At 69.3% G+C, this 23,944-nt stretch carries 28 protein-coding genes; 7 read left to right on the top strand and 21 right to left on the bottom strand.

The window, feature by feature from the left end:
* The first annotated feature begins 46 nt into the window (after positions 1–46).
* Entirely contained in the window at positions 47–538 is a 492-nt protein-coding gene (locus tag ACJQWL_RS04610) for a hypothetical protein (RefSeq protein WP_330967495.1), read from the top strand.
* A gap of 10 nt (positions 539–548) precedes the next feature.
* Here ACJQWL_RS04610 and ptsP read toward each other — a convergent pair whose 3' ends face one another.
* From ptsP to ACJQWL_RS04545, 13 genes are all read right to left on the bottom strand, one after another.
* On the bottom strand, positions 549–2,279 hold the full coding sequence (gene ptsP / locus ACJQWL_RS04605) for a phosphoenolpyruvate--protein phosphotransferase (RefSeq protein ID WP_330967496.1): 1,731 nt from the start codon (positions 2,277–2,279) through the stop codon (positions 549–551).
* A 12-nt stretch (positions 2,280–2,291) separates the two neighbouring features.
* Complete coding sequence (locus tag ACJQWL_RS04600; RefSeq protein WP_330967497.1) at positions 2,292–2,561, bottom strand: HPr family phosphocarrier protein; 270 nt, start codon at positions 2,559–2,561, stop codon at positions 2,292–2,294.
* A 25-nt stretch (positions 2,562–2,586) separates the two neighbouring features.
* Positions 2,587–2,979, bottom strand: a complete 393-nt coding sequence (locus ACJQWL_RS04595) for a PTS sugar transporter subunit IIA (RefSeq protein ID WP_330967498.1) — start codon at positions 2,977–2,979, stop codon at positions 2,587–2,589.
* A 240-nt stretch (positions 2,980–3,219) separates the two neighbouring features.
* The gene (gene rapZ / locus ACJQWL_RS04590) at positions 3,220–4,095 is read right to left on the bottom strand and encodes an RNase adapter RapZ (RefSeq protein ID WP_330967641.1); all 876 of its coding nucleotides are present in this window, start codon (positions 4,093–4,095) and stop codon (positions 3,220–3,222) included.
* A 17-nt stretch (positions 4,096–4,112) separates the two neighbouring features.
* Positions 4,113–5,063 carry an HPr(Ser) kinase/phosphatase gene (gene hprK, locus ACJQWL_RS04585; protein WP_330967499.1) on the bottom strand — a complete coding sequence of 317 codons (951 nt, stop codon included), beginning with the start codon at positions 5,061–5,063 and terminating at the stop codon, positions 4,113–4,115.
* Positions 5,060–5,554 carry a PTS sugar transporter subunit IIA gene (locus ACJQWL_RS04580; RefSeq protein WP_330967500.1) on the bottom strand — a complete coding sequence of 165 codons (495 nt, stop codon included), beginning with the start codon at positions 5,552–5,554 and terminating at the stop codon, positions 5,060–5,062. The genes hprK and ACJQWL_RS04580 overlap by 4 nt, the downstream gene beginning before the upstream one ends.
* Positions 5,555–5,558: 4 nt before the next feature.
* The gene (gene hpf, locus ACJQWL_RS04575) at positions 5,559–5,885 is read right to left on the bottom strand and encodes a ribosome hibernation-promoting factor, HPF/YfiA family (RefSeq protein ID WP_330967501.1); all 327 of its coding nucleotides are present in this window, start codon (positions 5,883–5,885) and stop codon (positions 5,559–5,561) included.
* A gap of 206 nt (positions 5,886–6,091) precedes the next feature.
* Complete coding sequence (locus ACJQWL_RS04570; RefSeq protein ID WP_330967502.1) at positions 6,092–7,498, bottom strand: RNA polymerase factor sigma-54; 1,407 nt, start codon at positions 7,496–7,498, stop codon at positions 6,092–6,094.
* 95 nt (positions 7,499–7,593) lie between these two features.
* Positions 7,594–8,313 carry an LPS export ABC transporter ATP-binding protein gene (lptB, locus tag ACJQWL_RS04565; protein WP_330967503.1) on the bottom strand — a complete coding sequence of 240 codons (720 nt, stop codon included), beginning with the start codon at positions 8,311–8,313 and terminating at the stop codon, positions 7,594–7,596.
* Positions 8,313–8,843 (bottom strand): lipopolysaccharide transport periplasmic protein LptA, encoded by a 531-nt coding sequence (gene lptA / locus ACJQWL_RS04560; RefSeq protein WP_330967504.1) that lies wholly within the window; start codon positions 8,841–8,843, stop codon positions 8,313–8,315. The genes lptB and lptA overlap by 1 nt, the downstream gene beginning before the upstream one ends.
* Positions 8,824–9,393 carry an LPS export ABC transporter periplasmic protein LptC gene (gene lptC, locus ACJQWL_RS04555; protein WP_330967505.1) on the bottom strand — a complete coding sequence of 190 codons (570 nt, stop codon included), beginning with the start codon at positions 9,391–9,393 and terminating at the stop codon, positions 8,824–8,826. Before lptC ends, lptA begins: the two co-directional genes overlap by 20 nt.
* Entirely contained in the window at positions 9,390–9,953 is a 564-nt protein-coding gene (locus ACJQWL_RS04550) for a KdsC family phosphatase (protein ID WP_330967506.1), read from the bottom strand. Before ACJQWL_RS04550 ends, lptC begins: the two co-directional genes overlap by 4 nt.
* 147 nt (positions 9,954–10,100) lie before the next feature.
* Positions 10,101–11,117 (bottom strand): KpsF/GutQ family sugar-phosphate isomerase, encoded by a 1,017-nt coding sequence (locus ACJQWL_RS04545; protein ID WP_330967507.1) that lies wholly within the window; start codon positions 11,115–11,117, stop codon positions 10,101–10,103.
* Positions 11,118–11,217: 100 nt separating this feature from the next.
* Between ACJQWL_RS04545 and ACJQWL_RS04540 the strand changes: the two genes are divergently transcribed.
* A complete protein-coding gene (locus ACJQWL_RS04540) occupies positions 11,218–11,451 on the top strand; it encodes a BolA family protein (RefSeq protein WP_330967508.1) in 234 nt (77 codons plus the stop codon).
* 122 nt (positions 11,452–11,573) lie between these two features.
* The gene (murA, locus tag ACJQWL_RS04535; protein WP_330967509.1) at positions 11,574–12,830 is read left to right on the top strand and encodes a UDP-N-acetylglucosamine 1-carboxyvinyltransferase; all 1,257 of its coding nucleotides are present in this window, start codon (positions 11,574–11,576) and stop codon (positions 12,828–12,830) included.
* A gap of 93 nt (positions 12,831–12,923) precedes the next feature.
* Here murA and ACJQWL_RS04530 read toward each other — a convergent pair whose 3' ends face one another.
* Genes ACJQWL_RS04530 through purM form a run of 4 tightly spaced genes read right to left on the bottom strand, consistent with a single transcriptional unit; the run spans position 12,924 to position 16,212 of the window.
* On the bottom strand, positions 12,924–13,631 hold the full coding sequence (locus ACJQWL_RS04530) for a DUF3108 domain-containing protein (RefSeq protein WP_330967510.1): 708 nt from the start codon (positions 13,629–13,631) through the stop codon (positions 12,924–12,926).
* Positions 13,632–14,456, bottom strand: coding sequence for a DUF3108 domain-containing protein (locus ACJQWL_RS04525; protein WP_330967511.1), 825 nt, complete (start codon positions 14,454–14,456; stop codon positions 13,632–13,634).
* Positions 14,456–15,148, bottom strand: coding sequence for a phosphoribosylglycinamide formyltransferase (purN, locus tag ACJQWL_RS04520; RefSeq protein WP_330967642.1), 693 nt, complete (start codon positions 15,146–15,148; stop codon positions 14,456–14,458). Before purN ends, ACJQWL_RS04525 begins: the two co-directional genes overlap by 1 nt.
* Positions 15,149–15,159: 11 nt before the next feature.
* Entirely contained in the window at positions 15,160–16,212 is a 1,053-nt protein-coding gene (gene purM / locus ACJQWL_RS04515; protein WP_330967512.1) for a phosphoribosylformylglycinamidine cyclo-ligase, read from the bottom strand.
* Between the two features lie 130 nt (positions 16,213–16,342).
* Between purM and ACJQWL_RS04510 the strand changes: the two genes are divergently transcribed.
* The 3 genes from ACJQWL_RS04510 to hda are packed head-to-tail and all read left to right on the top strand — an operon-like array spanning position 16,343 to position 19,376.
* Positions 16,343–17,449, top strand: coding sequence for a DUF2066 domain-containing protein (locus ACJQWL_RS04510; protein WP_330967513.1), 1,107 nt, complete (start codon positions 16,343–16,345; stop codon positions 17,447–17,449).
* On the top strand, positions 17,449–18,612 hold the full coding sequence (locus tag ACJQWL_RS04505) for an AI-2E family transporter (protein ID WP_330967514.1): 1,164 nt from the start codon (positions 17,449–17,451) through the stop codon (positions 18,610–18,612). Before ACJQWL_RS04510 ends, ACJQWL_RS04505 begins: the two co-directional genes overlap by 1 nt.
* Before the next feature lie 59 nt (positions 18,613–18,671).
* Positions 18,672–19,376, top strand: coding sequence for a DnaA regulatory inactivator Hda (hda, locus tag ACJQWL_RS04500; protein ID WP_411300766.1), 705 nt, complete (start codon positions 18,672–18,674; stop codon positions 19,374–19,376).
* 49 nt (positions 19,377–19,425) lie between these two features.
* Here hda and murU read toward each other — a convergent pair whose 3' ends face one another.
* The 4 genes from murU to ACJQWL_RS04480 form a co-directional block, all read right to left on the bottom strand.
* The gene (gene murU / locus ACJQWL_RS04495) at positions 19,426–20,127 is read right to left on the bottom strand and encodes an N-acetylmuramate alpha-1-phosphate uridylyltransferase MurU (protein ID WP_330967516.1); all 702 of its coding nucleotides are present in this window, start codon (positions 20,125–20,127) and stop codon (positions 19,426–19,428) included.
* Positions 20,128–20,158: 31 nt separating this feature from the next.
* Positions 20,159–21,163, bottom strand: coding sequence for an aminoglycoside phosphotransferase family protein (locus tag ACJQWL_RS04490; protein ID WP_330967517.1), 1,005 nt, complete (start codon positions 21,161–21,163; stop codon positions 20,159–20,161).
* A 259-nt stretch (positions 21,164–21,422) separates the two neighbouring features.
* On the bottom strand, positions 21,423–21,671 hold the full coding sequence (locus ACJQWL_RS04485; RefSeq protein ID WP_330967518.1) for a GlsB/YeaQ/YmgE family stress response membrane protein: 249 nt from the start codon (positions 21,669–21,671) through the stop codon (positions 21,423–21,425).
* A gap of 77 nt (positions 21,672–21,748) precedes the next feature.
* Complete coding sequence (locus ACJQWL_RS04480) at positions 21,749–23,239, bottom strand: M20 family metallopeptidase (RefSeq protein ID WP_330967519.1); 1,491 nt, start codon at positions 23,237–23,239, stop codon at positions 21,749–21,751.
* A 227-nt stretch (positions 23,240–23,466) separates the two neighbouring features.
* Here ACJQWL_RS04480 and ACJQWL_RS04475 point away from each other — a divergent pair, with 227 nt between their 5' ends.
* Positions 23,467–23,805 (top strand): ComEA family DNA-binding protein, encoded by a 339-nt coding sequence (locus tag ACJQWL_RS04475; protein WP_330967520.1) that lies wholly within the window; start codon positions 23,467–23,469, stop codon positions 23,803–23,805.
* Positions 23,806–23,944 lie beyond the last annotated feature (139 nt).

Here is a 23,944-nt window from a genome sequence, read left to right as displayed (position 1 = left end):
TGGGCAGTGTGCACGGCGTTGCCCATGGCCTCCCGAGACGCACTCCATGCCTGCACCGTGCACGATCGTTACGAAATCCCTCGCAGTGTTGGCTGCGGCGTTTGCGCTGGGCGCGTGCACGCCCGCTCCGACCGAGCCGCCGGCGATGCCGTTTGCCGTGCCGGGTGCCGAGCTCACCGTGATCGCCGCGGACGCAGCCTGCGGACCGACGGGGGCCTACGTGGCCGATGTCGCATGGAGGGTCGACCCCGCCGTGGCGCCGAAACTGGAGATCCAGGTGGGGCGCGACGAGCGCAAGGTGTTCGCGCGCAGCAACGAGGCTGGCGGTACCGAACGGACCGGCGAGTGGGTGTCGTCGGGGATGCGGTTCTACCTGCTGGATCGGGAGAGCAGCCGGCTGCTCGCCGCTGTCGACGCGGGCCCCGGACGCTGCGAGCGCGCCACGTCTGTCGCCCCGGCCACGCCGGCAGAGACGCCCTCGGCGCAGGTGGACGCCGCGTCGGGCGACGGTGCGCTGCAACCCGCGGACGCGGACTGAGCGCTCACGCTCAGGCCTGAACGCCGGGCGCCACCGAGGCCATCCAGCGCTCGATCTCCAACCGCCCACGGGCCTTGAACAGCGCCGCCGCCCGCGACTTCAGCACCTGCAGGTCACACGCGCGGATGGTGCGGCGCACCTCCAGCAGCGTCACCGGGTGCAGGCTCAGTTCGGTCAGTCCCATCGCCAGCAGCAGCGGGATGAAACGCGGATCGCCGGCAATCTCGCCGCACACCGCGACGGGCTTGCCGCGGCGCTGGCCCAGGCGGATGACGTCACGCATCAGTCGCAGCACCGCCGGGTGCAGCGGCGAGTACATGTCGCCCAGCGCCTCGTTGTTGCGGTCCACCGCCAACAGGTACTGCACCAGGTCGTTGGTGCCGATGGACAGGAAGTCCACGTCACCGATGAAGCCGGGCAGTGCGATCGCCGCCGACGGGACCTCGATCATCGCCCCGAGCGGCACGTGGTCGGCGATCTCGTGGCCGCTCGTGCGCAACTCGGCGGCCAGCCGGTCCAGCCGCCCACGCACCGCGCGGATCTCCTCGCGGCCGCTGACCATCGGCACCAGGATCCGCAACGGCCCGTAACCCGAGGCGCGCAACAGGGCGCGCAACTGGTCGTCCAGCAGGCCAGGGCGCGCCAGCGACAGGCGTACGCCGCGCAGGCCCAGCGCCGGGTTCGGCTCGTCGCGCAGCACCAGCCCGGTGCGGTCGGCCTTGTCCGCGCCCAGGTCCAGCGTGCGGATGGTGACGGTGCGCCCGGTCATGCCCAGTACCACGTCGCGGTAGGTGCGGAACTGCTCCTCCTCGTCGGGCACCTCACTGCGCTGCAGGAACAGGAACTCGGTGCGGTACAGGCCGATGCCAGCCGCGCCCATGGCGTGCGCCTCGGCGACGTCGTCGCGTGACTCCGCGTTTGCATAGATCCGGATGTCGACGCCATCGAGGGTGCGCGACGGCTCCCGCCTCAGGCGGTTGAGTTGCTTGCGCTCACGCGCCAGCTCACGCACGCGGGCGCGGTGGTCACGGAGGTCAGCGGCATTGGGCTCGACCACCACCCGCCCGTTCGCACCGTCGACCACCAGCACGTCGCCATCGTTGACCTTCTGCAGCACGTGGGCCGCGCCCACCACCAGTGGCAGGTGCAGGCTGCGCGCCAGGATCGCGCTGTGCGACAGCGCGCTGCCGCCGGAGGTGACGATCGCCATGACGCCCTGGGCCTGCAGCTGGGCGATTTCCGCCGGTGCGACCGCATCGGTGACCAGGATCTCCCCGGCGACGCCCTGCGTGTCGGCATCACGGCGGTGCAGGGCGGCATGGATGCGGCCGATGACCTGGTCGATGTCCTCCACACGGCTGCGGAAATAGGCATCGTCCAGGCTGGCGAACACGCCCGCGATGCGGTCGCGCTGGAGCCGCAACGCGTAGTCCGCGCTGTAGCGGCCAGTGCGGATCAGGTCGTCCAGCCCGCTGAGCAGCTCCGGATCGTCCAGCAGCAGCGCGTGCAGGTCGAGGAACTCACCGACCTCCTGCGCCAGTGCACCGTGGAGGCGGTCGCGCAGTGCGTGCATTTCCGCGCGCACGGTGCCGATGGCCCGGTGCAGATGGTGCAGTTCGTCTTCAACCGCCTCGGCGGGGATACGTTCCTCGACGACCTCCAGTACATGCGGCAGGCGGACGCGGGCACGCCCCAGCGCGCTGCCGCGCGCAGCACCCTGTCCGGTGAATTCCTGCCGCATCCCCGGCCGTCCTCAGGCGTCTTCGTCGAAACGGCGGTCGAACAGTTCGCTGACCATCTCCGCGACCGTGGCCTCGTCCTCGCCGTCGACGCGGAGCTTGACCTGGGTGCCCTGGCCGGCGGCCAGCAGCATCACGCCCATGATGGACTTGGCGTTGACCTCGCGACCCTTGGCAGTGAGCGTGGCATTGCTCTTGTAGCCCGACAGCAGCTGCACGAGCTTCGCGGTCGCCCGGGCGTGCAGGCCCAGTCGGTTGGAGACGGTGAGTTCGCGTTCGATCATCGCAGTGTCCTTGCAGGGCCCGTCTTCAAGCGTCGTCCAGGATCACGCCGTTGCGGGCACCGGCGGCGGCCACCGCGGGCAGCTCCTCCAGGTCCAGCTCGGCGTAGTTCATTACCCGCAGCAGCATCGGCAGGCTCAGGGCCGACACCCGCCGTACCGGCGTACCCAGTCGCGCCAGGCGGGCGGCCACGTTGCTGGGCGTGGCGCCGTAAAGGTCGGTCAGCACCAGTACGCCATGGCCGCCGTCCACGCGCCGCAGCGCGGCACTGGCGACCGGCAGCAGGCTGTCAGGGTCGCCGTCGAACGGGACCTCCAGGGCCTCGGCCTTGAGCGGCAGGCTCCGCAGCAGCCGGGTGGCAACCGCCAGCAGTGCGCTGCCGACGCCTTCGTGGGTGATCAGGAGGAGGCCGACTGACATGCCCGCCAAGTTAACAGACGGGTGTTGCCGGCCGGAAGCGCAGCGCCGCCGCCGGGGTCGGTTGCCGGGGCCACTTCGCGTGTACCAAGGGCATGAAGACCGGGGGGAGGGTCCGCCCCGTCATTCTTGGCGGTTGGGAACGTGCCACCCCGGGAAGTACGCACCACCGGTGGGCCCCGCTCCCTCGATGGCACTGGCGGCGGGTCCTGCCGCGGGCGGCAAGCGCCCGGGCGTGCCGGGTCAGTCGAGCTCGCGGTGGTGGACGGCCACTTCGTCCCAGCCGGCTTCGCGGGCGTGGCGGGCCATGCGCTCCGCCAGGTACACCGAGCGGTGGCGACCCCCGGTGCATCCGAACGCCACGGTGACGTAGCTGCGCGTGCCGTCCGCGCGCAACCGGGGCAGCCAGGTGTCGAGGAAGCCGCTGACCTGCTCGACGAACCGCATCGCGTCGGGCTCGGCCTCCAGGTAGTCGGCCACGGCCTCGTCCCGTCCCGACAGCGGGCGCAGGATCGCATTCCAGTGCGGGTTGGGCAGGCAGCGGGCGTCGAATACGAAGTCCGCATCGGCAGGCACGCCGTGGCGATAGGCGAAGGATTCGAACAGCAGCGAGACGGTGCTGTCGCTGTCCAGTCCGAATTCGGTGATGACCTGCCTGCGCAACTGGTGCACGTTGAGGTCGCTGGTGTCGACCACGCGGTCGGCGATCTGCCGGAGCGGCTTGAGTACCTGGCGCTCCAGCGAAATCGCATCGGCAAGCGACAGGCCCAGGTGGCTGAGCGGGTGCCGCCGGCGGGTGTCGGCATAGCGCTTGATCAGGGTGTCGTCGCGGCTCTCGAAAAACACCAGCCTGGGATCAAGCCCCAGTGCGCCGACCGCCGAAAGCGTGCCCGAAATATCGGACAGGTCACTGTGGCGGTTGCGCACGTCGATGCCGACCGCCAGCTTGGTCGGCGCCGCCTCGGCACCCTGCACGCTGCGCACGAAGTCCGGCAAAAGCTCGGCCGGCAGGTTGTCGACGCAGTAGAAGCCCAGGTCCTCGAAGGTGTTGAGTGCCACCGACTTGCCGGAGCCCGACATGCCGCTGACGATCACCAGCGCGCGCGCCGCCCCTTCGATGTTCACGCCCTTGCTGTTCACGTCTCTCCGCGCTCCAGGAAGTTGCTGTGCCGCGCGATGAATGCCGCAGCGGGATCCAGGCCCTTCATCCGCAGGCTGTGCAGGCGCGTGGCCGCCTCGGCCAGGACCGCCAGGTTGCGACCGGGCATGACCGGCAGGGTGATCATCGGCACGTCCAGGTCCAGCACGCGTCGCGTCCCGGTGTCGCCGGTCAGGCGCTCGAAGCCGCCCGGTGCCGGCTCGTCCATGGGCTTGGTGAGGTGGATCATCAGTCGCAGGTACTTGTTTCCCTTGACCGTGGTGTCGCCGAACATCTCGCGGATATTGAGCACGCCCAGGCCGCGGACTTCGAGCAGGTCCTGCAGCATCTCCGGGCACGTGCCGTCCAGGACGTCGGGGGCGATCTGGGTGAACTCGGGTGCGTCGTCGGCCACCAGGCGGTGCCCGCGGGTGATCAGCTCCAGTGCCAGTTCGCTCTTGCCGGATCCGGCGTCGCCGGTGATCAGCACGCCGATCGAGTAGATCTCCATGAACACGCCATGCAGCGTCACCCGTGGCGCCAGCGTGCGCGCCAGGTGGTACTGCAGGTGGTTGAGCAGCTCGTGGCCGCGGCGGGGCGAGCTCCACAGCGGGGTCTGCGACTCTTCCGCAGCCTGTCGGAGGTCTTCGGGGCACGACTGCTTCTTGCTGATCACCAGCGCCAGCGGCCGGAACTGCATGATCTTCTCGATCGTCTCCCAGCGGTGGCGCGAATCCAGCGTATCCAGCCACGCCAGTTCCTCGGTGCCGAGGATCTGCACCCGGTTGGGGTAGATGGTGTTGAGGTAGCCGGCCAGCGACGGGCGGCGCGCGACGGTCTCCACCGCCTCGACCACGCGGCCCTGGCCGTCCTGGCCAGCCAGCCAGCGCAGGTCCAGGCGCTCACGCTGGTGTTCGAACAACGCACCGGCACTGATGCTGGCATTCACCGGGGCGGCTCCTCGCCGTCCCGCCTGGACCCGCACGCGAGCAGCACGGCTGACAGTGCGCTGGCACTGGCGGCGCCGCGAAGCCGGGCGCGGAACGTCGGGGAGGCGAAGTGCTCGGCAATCTCGGCCAATTGGGTCAAGTGCTGCTGCACGTAGTGCTCGGGCACCGCCAGCGCCATGACCAGGTCAACCGGTTGGCCGTCCACGGCGTCGAAGTCCACCGGCTGCGCCAGCCGGATAAACGCGCCACGGGTGGCTTCAAGGCCGGGGAGACGGCCGTGGGGTATCGCCACGCCGTGGCCGATTGCCGTGCTGGCCAGGCGCTCGCGCGCGCGCAGGCTGTCGCCGATGGCCGCAACCAGGGTACTGCCGGTGCTTCCCGGCAGGTCGTCGGCCAACAGGCGCGCGGCCGTCTCCAGGACGGCCGCGCGGTTGCCGGGCTCAACCAGGATCGCGACCCGGTCGGCGCTGAGCAGCTCCCCAAGGGGCATTGGATCAGCCGAATTCGCCGTTGCGGGCCAGGCTCTCGCCCCGGTGGTGGTCGACCATCTTTTCCTTGTGCTTCATCAGCAGGCGGTCGAGCTTGTCCGCGAGCAGGTCGATGGCCGCGTACATGTCGATGGCGTTGGCGTCGGCATGCAGGGTGCGTCCGGCAATGTTGACGGTGGCCTCCGCGCGGTGGTCGGGCTTGTCCAGGGTCAGCAGGGTGCGCACGTCGAAGGGGTGGTCGTAATGCCGTTCCAGCCGGGCCAGCTTGGTTTCCACGTACTCGCGTAGCGCGGGGGTGACGTCGATCTGCTGGCCGTGGGTTTCGATGCGCATTTCCAACCTCCTGCTCGCGACGGGACCGACAGCATATCGCAGGCGCCGGTGGCCGGCGGGACGATTTGGAAAGCTTTCAACCCCCTGGATCAGGGCCGACAAAGTCGGATGAAGACCGCCGCACGGGGGCACCTCGGAGCATCCATACAGTCTCGAGACCAGGGCCTCGCAAGGGCCCGGCCGCGTCGGGAGTCCCGTGGCGGCCATTACGCCATCCGCACGCGCTCCTGCGAGGAGGAAATGCCCATCGCCTCGCGGTACTTGGCAACCGTGCGCCGTGCGACGGGCACGCCGGTCGCCTTGAGCGTTTCGGCCAGGCGTGCGTCGGACAGTGGCTTGCGCGGATTCTCGGCTTCTATCAGCTGCCGGATCATGGCCTGGATCGCCGTGCTGGAGGCTTCGCCGCCCGCGCCGGTGTCGATGCCCGATGCAAAGAACGCCCGCAGCGGTACCGTGCCGCGTGGGGTGCGGGCGAACTTGCGCGCGATCGCGCGCGAGACCGTGGACTCGTGCAACCCGATCTCCGCCGCCACCTCTCGAAGCGTCAGTGGCCGCAGCGCGCTGTCGCCGAACTCCAGGAAACCGGCCTGCTGGCTGATCAGGCACCGGGCCACCTTCAGCAGGGTGTCGCCGCGGGCCTCCAGGCTCTTGAGCAGCCACCGTGCCTCCTGCAGGTGGCCCCGCAGGTAGCTGGCGTCGGACGACGATGCGTGCCGGATCATGCCTTCGTAGCCGCGGTGGATTGCGACGCGAGGTCGCATGCTGTCGGCCAGGGCCACTCGCCACAGGCCGTGCTGGCGCCAGATGACGACGTCGGGGGCGACATAGGTGTCGTGGCTGATCGGCCCGATCTGTGCGCCCGGACGCGGGTCCATCGAGCGCAGCAGCTGCACGGCGGTCTCGACATCGTGCGGTTCCTGCTTGAGTTCCGCGGCGATACCGGCAATGCCGATCCGCGGCAGGCGCTCCAGCGGCTCGCCGGCCAGCACCATGGCCAGCGACAGGCCCGCGGTGTCTTCCGGCAGGACGCCCAGCTGCAGTCGAAGGCATTCGCCCAGGTCACGCGCACCGGTGCCGACCGGGTCGAAACGCTGGACCTGGTGCAGGACGGTGGTGATCTCCGGCTCGTCCGCTTCTATCTCCGGAGCCAGGGTGGCGGCGATGGCCGCGAGCGGCTCGCGCAGGTAGCCGTCATCCTCGATCGCCTCGATCAGTGCCACCCCGATCTGGCGGTCGCGCGGCGACAGGTGGCTGAGGTGGAGTTGCCACAGAAGGTGGTCGTGCAGGCTCTCGTGCTCGGCGACCTGGTCGGCCAGCGCACCGTCGTCATCGCGGTCGGACGGGCCGATGCGTTCGTACCAGGGCTCGCCGTCGTTGGGCCCCCAGTCGCGTTCCGATGCCTCGACGGTACCGCTGCCTTCACCGGGCCCGGCAGTGTCGTCGCCGGTGGCGATGGCGGTCTCGGTCCAGTCCAGCAGCGGGTTGCTCTCCACCGCCTCGACCAGCTCGGCCTCCAGCTCCACGGCAGACAACTGCAACAGGCGGATCGCCTGCCGAAGTTGCGGCGTCATCACCAGGTGCTGTCCGAGGGAGGTTTGGAGGCGGGGCTTCATGGTGGAAGGCTAACGCGACGGGAGACGGCCGGCGGCCGCAGCCTGCATCGGGAAGCAGGTTGTACCAGCCCCCGGCCGCCGCCGGGGCATCGGGGTCAAAGCCGGAACGTGTCGCCCAGGTAGACCCGTCGGACGTCGGGGTTGGCCAGCAACGCCTCCGGGGCCCCCTGTGCGAGGACGCCGCCGTCGTTGAGGATGTACGCCCGGTCGCAGATCCCGAGGGTCTCGCGGACGTTGTGGTCGGTGATCAGTACACCGATGCCGCGCGCCTTCAAGTGCGAAACGATGCGCTGGATCTCGCCCACCGAAATCGGGTCCACGCCGGCGAACGGCTCATCCAGCAGCATAAGCCGGGGCTTGGTGGCCAGCGCCCGGGCGATTTCCACGCGCCGCCTTTCGCCACCCGAGAGGCTCGCGCCGATCTGCCTGGCCACGTGGGTGACCTGCAGTTCGTCCATCAGGCTGGCCAGTTCCCGTTCACGCCCAGCCGCATTCAGGTCCGGCCGCAGTTCCAGCACCAGCCGGATGTTGTCCGCGACGCTGAGCTTGCGGAACACCGACGGCTCCTGGGGCAGGTAGCCCACGCCGTACTTGGATCGGGCGTACATCGGCTCGAAGGTGATGTCCTTGCCGTCCAGCACGATCTGGCCGGCATCGGCCGGGACCAGTCCGACGATCATGTAGAAGCAGGTGGTCTTGCCCGCGCCATTCGGGCCGAGCAGGCCCACCACTTCGCCGGCATCCAGGGTCAGGCCGAAGTCGCGCACCACCTCGCGCGAGCGATAGGCCTTGCGCAGGCCCTTGGCAACCAGCATCAGCCTTCGTTCCCGTCGGTGGCTTCACCACCGCGGTTGCGCGGCATGATCCTCATCTTGACGCGTCCGGCGCCTTCGCCGCCGCCCTGGACCTGGCCGGTGCGCATGTTGTAGACGATGCGCTGGCCGCTCATGCTGCCGTTGGGCTGGGAGATGCGGACGTCGCCGGTGAATACGACCACCTCGGTGCGGAGGTCGTAGTCGACCTTGGAGGCCACCGCACTCATCGGCCTGCCGTCGTCGAGCTGCTGGTCGAGCCGGACCGGCCCGCCGGTGAGTACCGCCCGCACCGCTTCGCCATTGCGTTGGGTGACGTCGGCACGCGTTGCCTTGATGTCCAGGGTGCCCTGGGTGATGGTCACCCCGCCGGTCAACACGGTGGGACGGCTGTCGTCCATCGAGTAGTCCGAGTAGCCGGCCTCGATGTCCATTGGCTTGTTGCGGTCCGATGAGCGGGCCGATGCCGGGCCCGGCAGCAGCGTGGCCGTGGCCAGCAACAGCGCCAGAAGGCTAGCGGGGAGTGCGTTCATATCGGGCCTTGGAATCCTGTAGGCGGATGTTGCCCGAAGCCAGGTCGGCCTCGAGGTTGTGACCCGTCAGTATAAAACCGGGCTCCGTGACTGTGACCTCAACCGCGGACGTGGCGCGCTCGGTTTCAGGGAAGACGTTCAGTTCCTGCGAGCGCATTGCCAGCGGTTTGCCGCCGCCTGTGCTGTCGGCGCGCACATCGCCGCGCAGCCGCAGCTCATCGCCGTCGGCGCTGATCCAGCCGGTCTTCGACTTCACCACCCACGTGCCCGTCGTGCGGTCCTGCGCGCTGCTGTCGGGGATGGTGAACACCGGCGTCTCGATGTCCATCGAGCGCACGCCGGGGTCCCTCGCCAGGCGCGGGGCTTCCAGGGTGAAGGACTCGCGCCCCTCGGCGTTGAGCGCGACCAGTTCGAAGTCGTTGAGTACGTAGTCGGGCATGCCACCGGGTTCCGGCGTGGCGGCCTGGGGTGCGCGTTGCGACCACAGCGCCCAACCGCTGGCCGCGGCGCCCGCAACCAGGAGCAGGGTCAACAGGGCGCGCCAGTTCATGCCTGCACTCCCGTCGGCAGTGCCTCGGCCAGCAGGCGCTCGGCGTGGCCCTGCGCGGCCAGCAGCAGGTCGCAGGCCTCGCGTACTGCGCCATCGCCACCGGCGCGCGCGCTGCGCCAGTGGACCCGCTCGCTCACCCAGCGGTGCGCGTTGGCCGGTGCGATGGAGAGCCCCACGTGTGGCATGACCTTCAGGTCCGGGAGGTCGTCGCCCATGAAGGCCACCTCGTCCAGCGACACGGCGTGGGTCTCGGCCAGGCTGCGAACGCACGCGAGCTTGTCGGACACGGCCGTGAAAGCCTGGATGCCCAGTTCCGCGGCGCGCCGCTCGGCCACCGCGCTGGCACGGGCGGTGACGAGCGCCACTGTGATGCCGACCTTGCGCAGCATCACCAGCCCGAGGCCGTCATGGACGTGGAACGATTTCAGCTCACGGCCCTCGCTGTCGAACGTCAGCCGCCCGTCGGTCAGCGTGCCGTCGACGTCGAAACAGGCCAGTCGCACGCGCGAGGCGCGCTCGCGGATGTCGGCCGGGTAGTCGTTGAGGTGGCTGTAGGGCATCGGAGCTCAGGCTGGAAGGGGAGGTGGGGCGGAAACTGTGGGGCGCGGACATCTGACATCTGGCAGCCGGTTCACCCATGCGCATTCGCCAGGCACCCGGCCGATCGCAAGCGGGGCGCACGCCTGCAGGAGCGACGGGGCGGTCTTTTAGACCACCCGGGCGCGCAACAGGTCGTGAATGTTGAGCGCGCCCACCACCCGCTGGTCGGTGTCGACCACCAGCAATCCGCTGATCTTGTGCGCTTCCATCAGCTGCGCGGCCTCCACGGCAAGGGCATCGGCTCCGATCGTGCGGGGGCCGCGGGTCATTACCTGGTCCATCCGCGTGGTACGCAGGTCGACTTCGGCATCGTCGAGGCTGCGGCGCAGGTCGCCGTCGGTGTACAGGCCGAGCAGGCGTCCGTCCCCATCGACCACCGCGGTCATGCCCAGCCGCTTGCGGCTCATCTCCACCAGCGCCTCGCTGAGGGTCGCCTCGGCGGTGACCCGGGGTACGTCGTCGCCGGAATGCATGATGTCGGCAATGTGCAGCAGCAGGCGCCTGCCCAGCGCGCCGGCCGGATGCGAGCGCGCGAAGTCGTCGGCGGTGAAGCCACGCGCCTCCAGCAGCGCGACGGCCAGCGCATCGCCCATAGCCAGCGAGGCGGTGGTGCTGGCCGTGGGCGCCAGGTCGAGGGGGCACGCCTCGGCCGGCACGCTCACGTCCAAGTGGACATCCGCTTCGCGGGCGAGCGATGACTGGGGCCGCCCGGTCATGGCCACCAGTTTGTTGCCTTGTCGCCTCAACACCGGGAGCAGCAGCAGGATCTCGTCGCTCTCGCCGGAGTAGGACAGCGCGAGCACCACGTCGGCATCGGTGACCATCCCCAGGTCGCCGTGCGCGGCTTCGCCGGGATGGACGTAGAAGGCCGGCGTGCCCGTCGAAGCCAGCGTCGCGGCGATCTTGCGCGCGACGTGGCCGGACTTGCCCATGCCGATGCACACGACGCGGCCTCGCGCGCCCAGCATCAGCTGGCAGGCCTGGGTGAACTCGCCATCCAGTCGCGCCGCCACCGCAGCCAGCGCATGGCCTTCGACCTCGAACACGCGTCGCCCGCTTTGCGCGAGGCCGTGGGGGTTCGCCGGGGGACTGGGATCTACAGACGCGGGCAACGGGGTCACCATTGAAGGCCGGGTTCCGCTAGGCTAAGCGCCCGATTTTACGCGCAATGGCCCGGACCGGGCACAAACGTTGCGGTCCATCGCCACCCTCGCGGGACACCCAGTGAACGCCGACACCATCAAGCAGTTGATCGAACAGGGCCTGCCCGGCGCCCGCGCCGACGTGCGCGGCGACGACGGCGTGCACTTCGAGGCCACCGTGGTCTGCAGCGCATTCGCCGGCAAGCTGCCGCTGGCCCGCCACCGGCTGGTCTACGCGACGCTGGGCGAACGCATGGGTGGGGAGATCCATGCCCTCGCATTGAAGACCCTGACGCCGGAAGAATCTGGCGCCTGAGCCCCCGGCGCACGAAGCCCGCCGCCCGTCCTCCGCGGGCCGGCCCTTGCAGCACGTTCCCCGCCACCACGGCGCTGACCGCCCCTGGCGCCCCCCGCATCCAGCCGAGCCCAGTCAATTCCATGCAGAAGATCGTTGTAGAAGGCGGCGTGCCGCTCAAGGGCGAAGTGCGTATTTCCGGCGCCAAGAACGCCGTGTTGCCCATCCTGTGCTCGACCCTGCTGGCTGACGGACCGGTCGAGCTGTCCAACGTGCCGCATCTGCACGACGTCGTGACCACCGTGAAGCTGCTGGGCGAACTGGGCGCCGGCCTGACCATCGACGAGCGGTACGGGATCACCGTCGACTCCACCACGGTGCACAGCCAGGTAGCGTCCTACGAGCTGGTCAAGACCATGCGCGCTTCGGTGCTGGTGCTCGGACCGCTGCTGGCCAAGTACGGCCACGCGGAAGTGTCCCTGCCGGGCGGCTGCGCCATCGGTTCGCGTCCCGTCGACCTGCATATCAAGGGCCTGCAGTCTCTGGGCGCGCGGATCACGGTGGAGAACGGCTTCATCAAGGCGCGCGCCGACCGGTTGAAAGGCGCCCGGCATGTGTTCGACATCGTCAGTGTCGGCGCCACCGAGAACCTGCTCATGGCCGCGACGCTGGCCCAGGGCACGACGGTGATCGAGAACGCGGCGATGGAGCCGGAGATCGTCGACCTCGCCGAATGCCTGAAGACGCTGGGGGCGCGCATCGAAGGCGCGGGCAGCAACCGGATCGTGGTGGAAGGCGTGGACCGGCTGCATGGCGGCGCCCACCGCGTGGTGCCCGACCGGATCGAAGCGGGCACTTTCCTGGTGGCCGCGGCGATGACCGGCGGGTGCATCACCGCGCACCACACGCGGCCCGACACCATGGATGCGGTCCTCGACAAGCTGGTGGAAACGGGTGCGCGGGTGGAGTGCGAAGGCGACCGGATCACCCTGGACATGGAAGGCCGTCGCCCACGTGCGGTGGACCTGACCACTGCGCCGCATCCGGGCTTCCCCACCGACATGCAGGCGCAGTTCATGGCGCTCAACTGCATCGCCGACGGCGTGGGCGTGGTCAACGAGACGATCTTCGAGAACCGCTTCATGCACGTCAACGAGCTGCTTCGCCTGGGGGCGGATATCCGCGTTGACGGACACATGGCCGTCGTACGCGGCGTCGAACGCCTGAGCGGCGCGCCGGTCATGGCCACCGACCTGCGTGCATCGGCTTCGCTGATCCTGGCGGGGCTGGTGGCGAGCGGGGAGACCACCATCGACCGCATCTACCACCTGGACCGAGGCTACGAGAACATCGAAGAGAAGCTGTCCGGCCTGGGCGCACGCATTCGCCGGGTCGGCTAGGGGCGTTCGACGCAGGAAGCGCCGTCCGGACAGCAAAAAGCCCGCTTGCCGCGGGCTTTTCGCTTCAGTCGCGCCAGGGCGTCCCGCGCGGGCTCAGCGTACCGCCTGTACCCGCAGGTCCAGCGCATCCTTGCCTTCCTCGCGCTGCAGGATGCGCGCCGGCACCGGCATACCCTTGACCACCCAGGCGATCGTCTGCTTGTCGCCATCGGTGTTGACCACCTTGGTCGCCTGGTGCGACTTGCCACCTACGGTGATCGACTCCTGGCCGGCCACGGAATAGTTGAGTTGCTTGACCCTGCCGTCGTCGACCATGCGGTAACGCAGCGGCTTGCCGGCCTCGACATCGCGGACCAGGGCGAGGTTGATCAGCAGGGCGTCCATGTCGCCAGCCTGGAGCTTGATCGGCCCGGCGCGATTCTCCTTGACGTCGCCGGTCCAGCTGGCGACGTTGGTCGACCAGTCATAGATGGCCTTCTTGTCCTGCTTCTTGATCAGCACCTGGCTGGAGTCGTTGCTGGAGAGCGGGCGCCACTGGCCGTCATGGAGTTCGAAAACGGTGCTCTGCGACAGGTCCGCCAGCGAATTCTTGATGTTGAGGCTGTAACGCCAGCGATCCTGGCCGGCCGACTGCAGGGTCATCTTTCCGCTTGCCTGCATGCCCATGTAGCTGGCCTGGTAATCAGCGCTGAACGGTTGCATGGCCATCGCCGGGGCCGCCAGCGAAAGGGCCGCGGCGGCTGCCAGCGCGGCAAAGGGCCGGCGGATGCGGATAGGGGCGCGGGAGGTGGCTTGGCTCATTTATTGGACTCCTTGGTATTCGGTCAGGCGCAGGTCGTAGGTGTCTTTGCCGCCTTCGCGCTGCAGCATTCGAATTGGGGTGGGCACGCCCTTGGCGACCCAGATCACGGTTTCATCGCCCTGCGCATCCTCGATCCGAGACACCCGCATGGCGTTGTATTTCAGTTCGCCGACCGTAACCGGCTCAAGTTCCCGCGCGACCACGTAGCGATGTTCGCGCACGCGGCCACTGTCGACGTAGCGGTACTGCAAAGTGCGTCCAGGGGCTGCGTCACGGATGACCGCAAGGTTGATCAGCAGACCGCTCATGTCACCGTCGATGAGTGCCACCGGCGCGCGGCGGTGCTCCTTGACGTCGCCCTGCCACCGGGCCAGTCGCGACCTCCAATCGTAGGTACCGACGCTCTTGCGCTGCGTGAACACGGTCCGGCGAACCGTCGCCTGGGTCAGCGGGCGGTAAGTTTCGCCGCGGTCTTCGAACAGCGTGCTCTGCTCCGCATTGATCCCGGCGATCCTGAACAGGCCCGAGCCGTTCATCGTCAGGTCCACCCGCCAACGCGGCCCCTGCGGCACCAGGCGCAGCGTGGCATCGCCCAGGGAGCGACCGTTGTCGGAGACGGTGTAACGCGCGACGAAAGGCGCAAGGGCTGCTGGCGCTTCATCTGCCACCCCGGCTGCAGCCTGCGTGTCCACCGGCTGCGCAATCGACGCCGCGGGCAGCGCAATGCCGGCGCCCAACGCCAGGGCAAGCAGCCAGGCGGAAGGCCATGGAAGGGTGGACGCGTGATTTCCGCGGGGGTATCGGCGTTCGAGTCGGCGAATCATCAAATATCGGAAAGCGATGCGGGGGTCAGCGCATTGTCCGGATCGAGTTGCAACGGCACGTGTATTGGCGAACCATCGACCACGACATGGTCATCCGCCAGCGCGACGCGCCCCGCGGCGAACAGGCGCAGCGTTTCCACCAGCAGCGGATGCTCACGCGCCAGCACCCGGTCCGACAGGGTCTGGGGGTCATCGCCCGCCAGGACCGGAACCCGCGCCTGCGCGATCACCGGCCCGCCGTCGAGCTCGGGGGTGACGTAATGGACGCTGGCGCCATGTCGGGTCACGCCGGCGTCCAGGGCCTGCCGGTGCGTGTGCAGGCCCTTGAAGGCAGGCAGCAGCGACGGATGGATGTTGACCAGGCGGCCTGCCATGCGGGTCACCTGGGGTTCGCTGATCAGCCGCATGTAGCCGGCGCAGACCACCAGGTCGGGTGCGGCCTCCTCGACGGCATCGAACATCGCCGCGTCGAATGCCAACCGGTGGGCGAACCCCGTGGGCGGCAGGGCACGCGTCGTGATCCCCGCGGCCCGGGCGCGTTCCAGCACCGGCGCGCGAGCCTTGTCCGAGAAAACGCCTACGACGGTGGCGCCGAGCCGACCCGCCGAAATGGCGCCGAGGACGGCCTGGAGGTTGCTTCCCCGACCCGATGCCAGCACCGCGACGCGCAGTGGGCGCGCGGCTCGCTCGATGGACACGGGCGTCAGCCGATGCGGACGCGGTCGGTCGTGCCTGCGGCCACCACGGCGCCAATGGGGCGGTGAGCCAGGCCCAGGCCATCGAGCGCGGCACCCACGGCGCCGGCCCTGGCGGGATCCACCACCAGTACGAAGCCGACGCCGCAGTTGAACGTGCGCCACATTTCCTCGCGTGGCACCGCGCCCTCGCGCTGGAGCCAGTCGAACACCGGCGGCAGCACCAGCGTGGTGGCATCGATATCCAGCCCCAGGCCATCCGGAACCACGCGGATGATGTTCTCGGTCAGCCCGCCGCCGGTGATGTGCGCCATCGCGTGGATGTCGCCACCGCATTCCGCCAGCAGCGAGAGCACCGGCTTGACGTAGAGCGCAGTCGGCGCCATCAGCGCATCGGCCAGCGAGGTGCCCCCCAGGTCGAGATCGCCGGGGCGGCCCGCGCGGTCGAAGATGCGCCTGACCAGCGAATAGCCGTTGGAATGCGGGCCACTGGAGGCGATGCCCAGAAGAACGTCGCCCGCGCGCACCGAGGTGCCGTCCAGGATCTCGGACTTCTCCACCGCGGCCACGGTGAACCCGGCCAGGTCGTACTCGCCGGGCGCGTACATGTCGGGCATTTCGGCGGTTTCGCCACCGATCAGCGCGCAACCGGCCTCTTCGCAGCCGCGCGCGATGCCACCCACCACCGCCACCGTGGTCTCGATGTCGAGCTTGCCGGTGGCGAAGTAGTCAAGGAAGAACAGCGGTTCCGCGCCCTGGACCAGCACGTCATTGACGCACATGGCCACCAGGTCGATGCCGATGGTGTCGTGCCTGCCCAGCTGCTGGGCCAGCTTGAGTTTGGTACCCACGCCGTCGGTGCCCGACACCAGGACCGGCTCGCGGTACTTGCCGGACAGGTCGAACATCGCGCCGAAGCCGCCAAGCCCGCCCATGACCTCGGGCCGGAAGCTGCGCTTGACCAGTGGCTTGATACGCTCGACCACTTCGTTGCCCGCGTCGATATCGACGCCGGCGTCGCGGTAGGTGAGCGGGGTAGGGGGCGGCGGGGTGCTGGACACGGCGGCCTCGGCGGTCGCGGGGAAGTCGGCGATTTTAGCAGCCGGCCGGGTCCGGGCGGCGTGGCGCGATGGACGTGCCGCGGCGCCTGCGGCACCATCGCTGGACTTCCCTGACACCCCAGGACCCGCAATGGTCGGCTTGAACCGCCTGGCAACCCCCTCCCTGTCGCGTGCGATGGCCCGGCTGCTGCTCTGCGCGGCGCTGCTCGTGGCCAGCATGTCGGCGTTCGCGCAGCGCGTAGAGGGCGATAGGGCAGGGGCGGAGGGCGTTTACTCGGCCGAAATCACCGTGAACGGGCAAGGCGCGGGTGAGCGCAATGCCGCCTTCGCGCGCGGCCTGGCCCAGGTGCTGGGAAAACTCTCGGGCGACAGCGGCGCGGCGTCGCAGCCGGGCGTGCGCCAGGAACTGCGGCGCGCCGCGGAGTACGTCGACAGCTATGACTACCGGCAGGACGAAGGGGTCTCCGCGTCCGGTGCGCCGTCCTTCCGCACTGCGCTGGTGGTGCGCTACGACGAAGAGGCCGTCGACAGCCTGGCGGCCACCCTGGGCGTGGCCGTATGGCCGCAACCGCGCCCCAAGCCGGTGCTGTGGCTGGCGATCGATGACGGCAGCGGCCCGCGCCTGGTCGGTCTGTCGCGCGCCGATGCGGCCCGATCGGTGCTCGACCGGGCCATCGAGCGGGGCTACCGGCTGGGCCTGCCCGGCGGATCGGCGGCGGAACAGGCGGTCGTCGGTGCGATCTGGCGCGGGGATACCGCGGCAGTCGCACGCGCGTCGCGCAACTACAGCCCGCCGATGCAGCTGATCGGCAAGCTCTACCGTGCCGAGGGCGGCTGGCAGGCCGATTGGATTTTCGTCGACGGTGGCCGCGTGCTGTCGCGCTGGTCCGAAAGCGGGCGCGATGCGCGCCGGGTCCTGGCCACCGGCGCCAATGGCGCGGCCGATGCGCTGACCAAACGCTACGCCAAGCGCGCGCCGGCCGGCCCGGCCGGAAGTTATCGCGTGGCGTTCACCGGCCTGGACAGCAGCGATGACTACATGCGCCTGTCGGGCTACCTGCAGGGACTGTCGGTGGTGCGGGGCATGACCCCGCTGCGCGCCAGCGAAGGCGGCGTGGAGTTCGAGCTGGACCTGGTCAGCGGTCTGCCCGGCTTTGATCGCTCGATCCGGGGCGACTCCCTGCTCTCGGCAGAGGGCGGCGACGACACGCAGCCGCCGCGGTACCGGTTGCGCTGATGGAGACGGCCGACCCGCTCCACGACATCGCGGTTTTCCTCCGGCGCCTGCAATGGGCGGCGGTCGCATTGGCCGCGCTTTGGTTGCTGTGGGTGTTGGCTCCGATCCTCACGCCGTTCGCGCTGGCGGCGCTGCTGGGTTGGCTGGGCGACCCGCTGGTGGACCGCCTGCAGCGCGCCGGGCGCTCGCGCAATGTCGCGGTGACGCTGGTGTTCTCGGCGATGACGCTGGTGCTGGTGCTTGTGCTGGTGCTGCTGGTGCCGGCGATCGAACGCCAGATCGCCACGCTGGTGGAATCGTTCCCGAGTTACCGCGACTGGTTCATGCAGACGGCGTTGCCGTGGGTCGAGTCGCGCAGCGGGCTGGAAATCACCACCTGGCTGGACTTCCAGCGCATGAGTGAACTGATCCGCAGCAACTGGGAGCGTGCCGGCGGCTTTGCCAGCGCGTTGCTGGGCTACCTGTCGAGGTCGGGGTTTGCATTGATCGCGCTGGTGGCCAACATCGCCCTGCTGCCCGTGCTGGCGTTCTTCTTCCTGCGCGACTGGGACGTGTTCGTCGAGCGGGTCGCGGCGCTGGTGCCGCGCAAGTACCTGCCGACTGTTACCCGGCTGGCGCGCGAGTCGGACGTGATGCTCGCGGGCTTCCTGCGGGGCCAGTTCCTGGTGATGTTGATCCTGGGGGTGATGTATGGCGTCGGCCTGTGGCTGGTCGGCCTGGACCTGGGCATCCTGATCGGCATCATCGCCGGCCTGTTTACGTTCATCCCGTACCTGGGCCCTGCCAGCGGAATCATCCTCGGGGTGATTGCGGCACTGGTGCAGTACGGCGACTGGAAGCACGTCGCCGGGGTGCTGGCGGTGTTCGGCATCGGCCAGGTGATCGAAAGCTATTGGCTGACGCCCAAGCTGGTAGGCGATCGGATCGGCCTGCACCCGGTGGCGGTGATCTTCGCGGTGCTCGCCGGCGGCCAGCTGTTCGGATTCCTGGGCATGCTTCTCGCGCTGCCGGTGGCGGCGGTCGCCAACGTGCTGCTGCGTTTTGCCCAGGACCGCTACACCCACAGCACCCTGTATGCGGGCGAGCGTCCCGACATCGTGGTGGCCCACGCCCACCCCCAGCCGCCCCAGGCCGCGTATCCGCGGGAGCCGGAGGCCGAGTGAAGCCGCTCCCGCCCGCGCCTGGCGGGGCGTCGACCGAAGCGGGGGCGGCGCCCGCATCGCTGCCCGCCACCGGACAGCTCCCTCTCTCGCTGCGTCCGCCACCGGATCAGCGCCTGGAGACTTTCGTCGCGGCCCCGCCGGGCGCGCTCGATCACCTGCGCGCGCTGGCCAATGGCACCCATTCCGACTGGGTGTTCCTGGCGGGTCCGCCGGCCAGCGGCAAGACCCACCTCCTGCTGGGGGTGTTGGCACAGGCGCGGGAAGCGGGCCGTCGGGCCGGGTACCTGCCGTTGGCGGCGGCCAGCGGACGCCTGCGCGAAGCGTTGGATGCGATGGAGGACCACGACCTGTTGGCCCTGGATGGGGTCGAGGCGGTCATCGGAAGCCAGGCGGACGAGGTCGCCCTGTTCGATGCGCACAACCGCGCACGTGCCAGCGGTACGACCCTGGTCTATGCTGCCCGGCAGGCCCCCGACGCCCTGTCGCCCGGCCTGGCGGACCTGCAGTCACGGCTTTCGCAGTGCACCCGCCTGGTGCTGGCGCCCCTGGACGATGCCGGGCGGCGCGAGGTGCTGCGCACCCGCGCATTGCGCAGGGGCTGGGCGCTCGAAGACGCGGCGCTCGACTGGTTGCTGCGACGGACGGGACGCGACCTCGCCGGTCTGACCCTCCTGCTGGACCGGCTCGACCGGGCATCGCTCGCCGCGCAAAGGCGCGTCACCGTGCCGTTCCTCCGACAGGTGCTGGGGACCCCGGGGAACTAGCGTCGCGGCGGTGTGGCCTGCGGGGGGCAGCCTGTGGGGCTGCGCGGGGTCACGTGCCGGCACGCAGCGCGGCATCCAGCTGCGCCAGCCGCTGCGGTGTCCCGACATCGGTCCAGAGCCCGGCGTGGTGCTCCCCGCTGACGCGCCCGTCGACCATCGCCGCACGCAGCAGCGGCGCCAGCTTGAAACGGGGCGGCGTGGCATCCACGCCAGGTACATCACCCACCACGTCCCGCCACCCCGCCAGCAGCGTGGGACGGTAGACGCCGATGCCGGAGAAGGTAAGCGACGGTCGTGAGTGCACCTGTCCGTCCGGCCCCAACGAGAAGTCGCCGCCCGCGTTGTGCGTCGGGTTATCCACGAGTACGAGGTGCGCATCTCCAGAGGGTGCGCTGGGCAATCGAGCGAAGTCGAAATCCGTCCAGATATCGCCGTTGACCGCGATGAAGGGCGCATCCCCCAGCAACGGCAAGGCATTGAAAAGCGCCCCGCCGGTTTCCAGCGGGGTGTCGCCCTCGTAGACGAATTGCAACTTCAGACCCCAGCGGGAGCCATCGCCCAGCGCGGGTGGGAAGCGGTCGGCCAGCCAGCTGGTATTGACGATCACCTCATCCACGCCGCACGCAGAGAGCTTTTCAAGGTGCCACTGGATCAGGGGTTTGCCGGCAACGGGAAGCAAGGGTTTCGGCGTGGAATCAGTCAACGGACGCATGCGTTCGCCCAGGCCCGCCGCCAGGACCAGGGCCTTCATGACGCGCAGTCCATCGCAGTGGCGGCGCTACTCATGCCAGTGCCGGCCGCACGTGGCGGTCAATCAGGGCGGCCAGCGGTGCCAGCTCGGCGTGTCGGCGCAGCACGGCATCCAGGTAGTCCAGGAAGCGGGGTGCATCGGCCAGGTACTTGGGCTTGCCGTCGCGGTGGTGCAGCCGCGCGAAAATGCCGAGTACCTTGAGGTGGCGCTGCACCCCGATCAGGTCGGCATCGCGCATGAAGCGTTCCAGTACCGGCACCGGCAAACCTGCCTGCGCGGCACGCGCGTGGTAGCGGGAAAGCCACGCCTGCACGCGCTCCTCGGGCCAGCTCAGGAAGGCATCCTTGAACAGGCTGAGGGGATCGTAGGCGATGGGGCCCCGGACGGCGTCCTGGAAGTCCAGCACCGCCGGGCCGCCACCGGCCGGCATCAGGTTGCGGGGCATGAAGTCGCGGTGCACCAGCACCTGTGGCTGCGCAAGCGCGGTGTCGACCAGGTGCCGGTAGCTGGTCTCGAGCACCCCGGACTCGTCGCGGTCCAACGTGATGCCCAGGTGGCGGCCGAGGAACCAATCATCGAACAGGTGCAGTTCGCGCGACAGCAGCGACTCGTCGTAGGCGGGCAGGTCGGCGGGACAGGGGATGGCCTGTAGCCTCAGCAACTGGTCGACGGCGGCATCGAAATGCGCGTCCGCGTTGTCCGCGTCCAGCACGTGCAACAGGGTGTCGGCGCCCAGGTCCTCCAGCAGCAGGAATCCGGCCTCGACGTCTCGCGCCAGCACCCGCGGAACGCGCACGCCACCGCCGGCCAGCAGGTCGCGTACTTGCAGCCACGGGCGTACATCCTCGAGTTCCGGCGGGGAGTCCATGACGATCACGCACGCCGCCTGATCCGATTGCCCGCGCCAGTAGCTGCGGAACCCGGCGTCGGCCGAGGCGCGATGCAGCTGAAGGCCGGGCTCGCCGCTGGCTGCACGGGCCCATGCCTCACGCGCCTGGGCGCGGCTGGAATCGGGATCGGACGGGTTGTCGGCCATGGTGGGCGGGGGCGTGGAGGCGGGCGCACAGGGTAAACGGCGCGGCGCGGCGTGGGGCGTAAGCGTGGAGCGTCGTGCGTTGGAGGATCAGGCGCTCCTGCCCAGCCTGGTGCCGGGTGGCACCGCAAGCAGGCCGTCGCGTGGCTCGGAGTCGGTCAGGCTCAGGACGCGCACCGCCTTGCAGGGCACGGGACGCCCGGGTCCTGGACGCCGACGGCCCGACCGCACCCGAGGTCGCCTCGGCCGTTGCTATGGCTCCTCAGACCCCCCGTCGAGCGGAACGCCGGCGGAACATCTCGAAGATGAAGAGCAGCACGATGGCGCAGACGATGGAGATCGCGAAGCCGATGACCCCGCCGCCGGCATAGACCAGGCTGCCAAGCCATGCGCCGGCGATTCCGAGCAGGATGGTGAGGATCCAGCCCATCGGATCCGCGCCCGGCTTGAGGAAACGTGCCAGGACGCCAATGACCGCGCCGATGATGATCGTGTACAGGATTCCGCCCATGAAGCTCCCCTCTGTGTGGTGGTGGGTGGTGCGCGCTGGAGCCTAGCAGGGGCTCCGGCGTGGCAGCGACAAGGCCTTCAGCAGCAGCCGTGCTGGCCACGCTCCTGGGTGCTGGCGGCCACCGCGGCACCGCGCGTCTCGCCGCGCTCGCCGGCGCGGTGGTGCTCGGCGATCACCCGCGCCACGCAGGCGGTGACCTTCTTGCCCATCGGTATGTGGAGGAACTCGTTGGGGCCATGGGCGTTGGATTGCGGCCCCAGGACGCCGGTGATCATGAACTGCGCGCCGGGGAACTTCTCGCCGAGCATCCCCATGAACGGGATCGAGCCCCCTTCACCCATGTACATGGCCGGCTTGCCGTAGAACTCCCGGCTGGCCGCGTCGATCGCGTTGGTCAGCCACGGCGACATATCGGGCGCGTTCCAGCCGGTGGAGGACTTCTCCAGCTCCAGTTCCACGTGCGCGCCGTTGGGCGGATTGTCCATCAGCGTGCGCTTGAGCAGATCACCCGCCTGCTTGCCGTCCAGGGTGGGCGGCAGGCGCAACGACAGCTTCACCGCCGTATGCGGACGCAGCACGTTGCCGGCTGACGCCAGCGCGGGGATGCCGTCGATGCCGGTGACCGACAGCGCCGGTCGCCAGGTGCGATTGAGCACCAGTTCGGCCAGGTCATCGTGCATCGGGCTCATGCCGTCCAGCAGGGGGAACTTGTCGTAGACCGCGTCGCCCAGCACCTTGGCGGCCTCGCGAGCCTGTTCAAGGCGCTCGGTGGGAATCTCCGCGTGCAGCCCGGCGACCCGGATGCGCCCGGTGTCCTCGTCTTCCAGCCGCGACAGCAGTTGGCGCAGCAGGCGGAAGCTGGACGGGACGATGCCCGAGGCGTCGCCCGAGTGCACGCCCTCGTCAAGCACCTTCACGGTGAAATTGCCGCCCGCCATGCCGCGCAGCGAGGTGGTGCACCACAGCTGGTCGTAGTTGCCACAGCCCGAATCCAGGCACACCACCAGCGAAGGCTCGCCGATGCGGTCGGACAGGTGGTCGACGTAGGCCGGCAGGTCGTAGCTGCCCGATTCCTCGCAGGCTTCGATCAACACCACGCACCGCGCATGCGCGACGCCCTGTTCGCGCAATGCCATGATCGCCGCCAGCGATCCATACATCGCGTATCCGTCATCGGCACCGCCGCGCCCATAGAGCAGGTCGCCCTTGATCACCGGTTTCCACGGGCCCAGGTCCTCGTCCCAGCCCGACATCTCGGGTTGCTTGTCCAGGTGCCCGTACAGCAGTACGCAATCCTCGTCGCTGCCGCCGTTGGCAGCCGGAATCTCGATCAGGACCAGCGGGGTGCGGCCCTCCAGGCGGACCACTTCCAGCTGCATGCCGGCGATGTCCTGCTTGCGGGCCCAGTCGGTCATCAGAGTGACCGCATCCTCCATGTAGCCGTGGGCGAGCCAGTCGGCATCGAACATCGGCGACTTGTTGGGGATCCGGATGTACTCGACGAGCTGGGGAACGATCTCGTCGTCCCACTTGCGCCCGATAAAGCGATCGACCTGGCTGGCGTCCATGGGGTATCTCGATGGGGTTGGCCGGCCATTTTAGCGCCCCGCCCGTGTAGGAACCTTCCTACCCGCGGATGCGGCGGGGGACTGCGCGGGAACGGGCGGCCCGGCGATGCCGCGCCATGGCGCCGCCACGGAGACTGTGCAGGCCGTCGGGGCAAGCGCCTGCCGGTACTTTCCCGCGCCATTGCATTGCACCCAGGGCGCTTCAAACCACTACAGGGAGATACTCCATGCCACGGATCCATCACACGTTGCGCGCCGGCCTGCTGTCGCTGTTCCTGGTCGCCGGGCTGGCCGGAACGGCGCTGGCCGCAGAGAAGGTCAACATCAACACCGCCGACGCCGCGACCATCGATCGCGTGCTCCTCAACATCGGCCCCTCCAAGGCCGAGGCGATCGTCGCCCACCGCAAGGCGAACGGCGCGTTCAAGAGCGTAGAGCAACTGGCGCTGGTCAAGGGTGTCGGACTGAAGACCGTGGAAAAGAACCGCGACCGCATCGTGGTAGGCGGGGCCAAGCCGGCCGCTGCGAAGCCTGCTGCCGCCGCGCCGGCCACTGCCAAGCGCTGACGGCACGTTACCGGGCGGACAGGATGTCCGCCCCAGGGATCTCAGGCCCCGGCCTGGACAGGGATGTGCGCCGCCCGCCCGGAGGGATCCGCGGCGGGCGGCTTCATTTGCGGGGCGCTCGCGGACGGGCGCTAGACTG

This window comes from Novilysobacter viscosus (genome assembly GCF_046600715.1).
Classification (GTDB): Bacteria; Pseudomonadota; Gammaproteobacteria; order Xanthomonadales; family Xanthomonadaceae; genus Lysobacter_C; species Lysobacter_C viscosus.
Note: the sequence above shows the minus strand (reverse complement) of the source record. Positions and strands in the feature narration are given on the sequence as shown.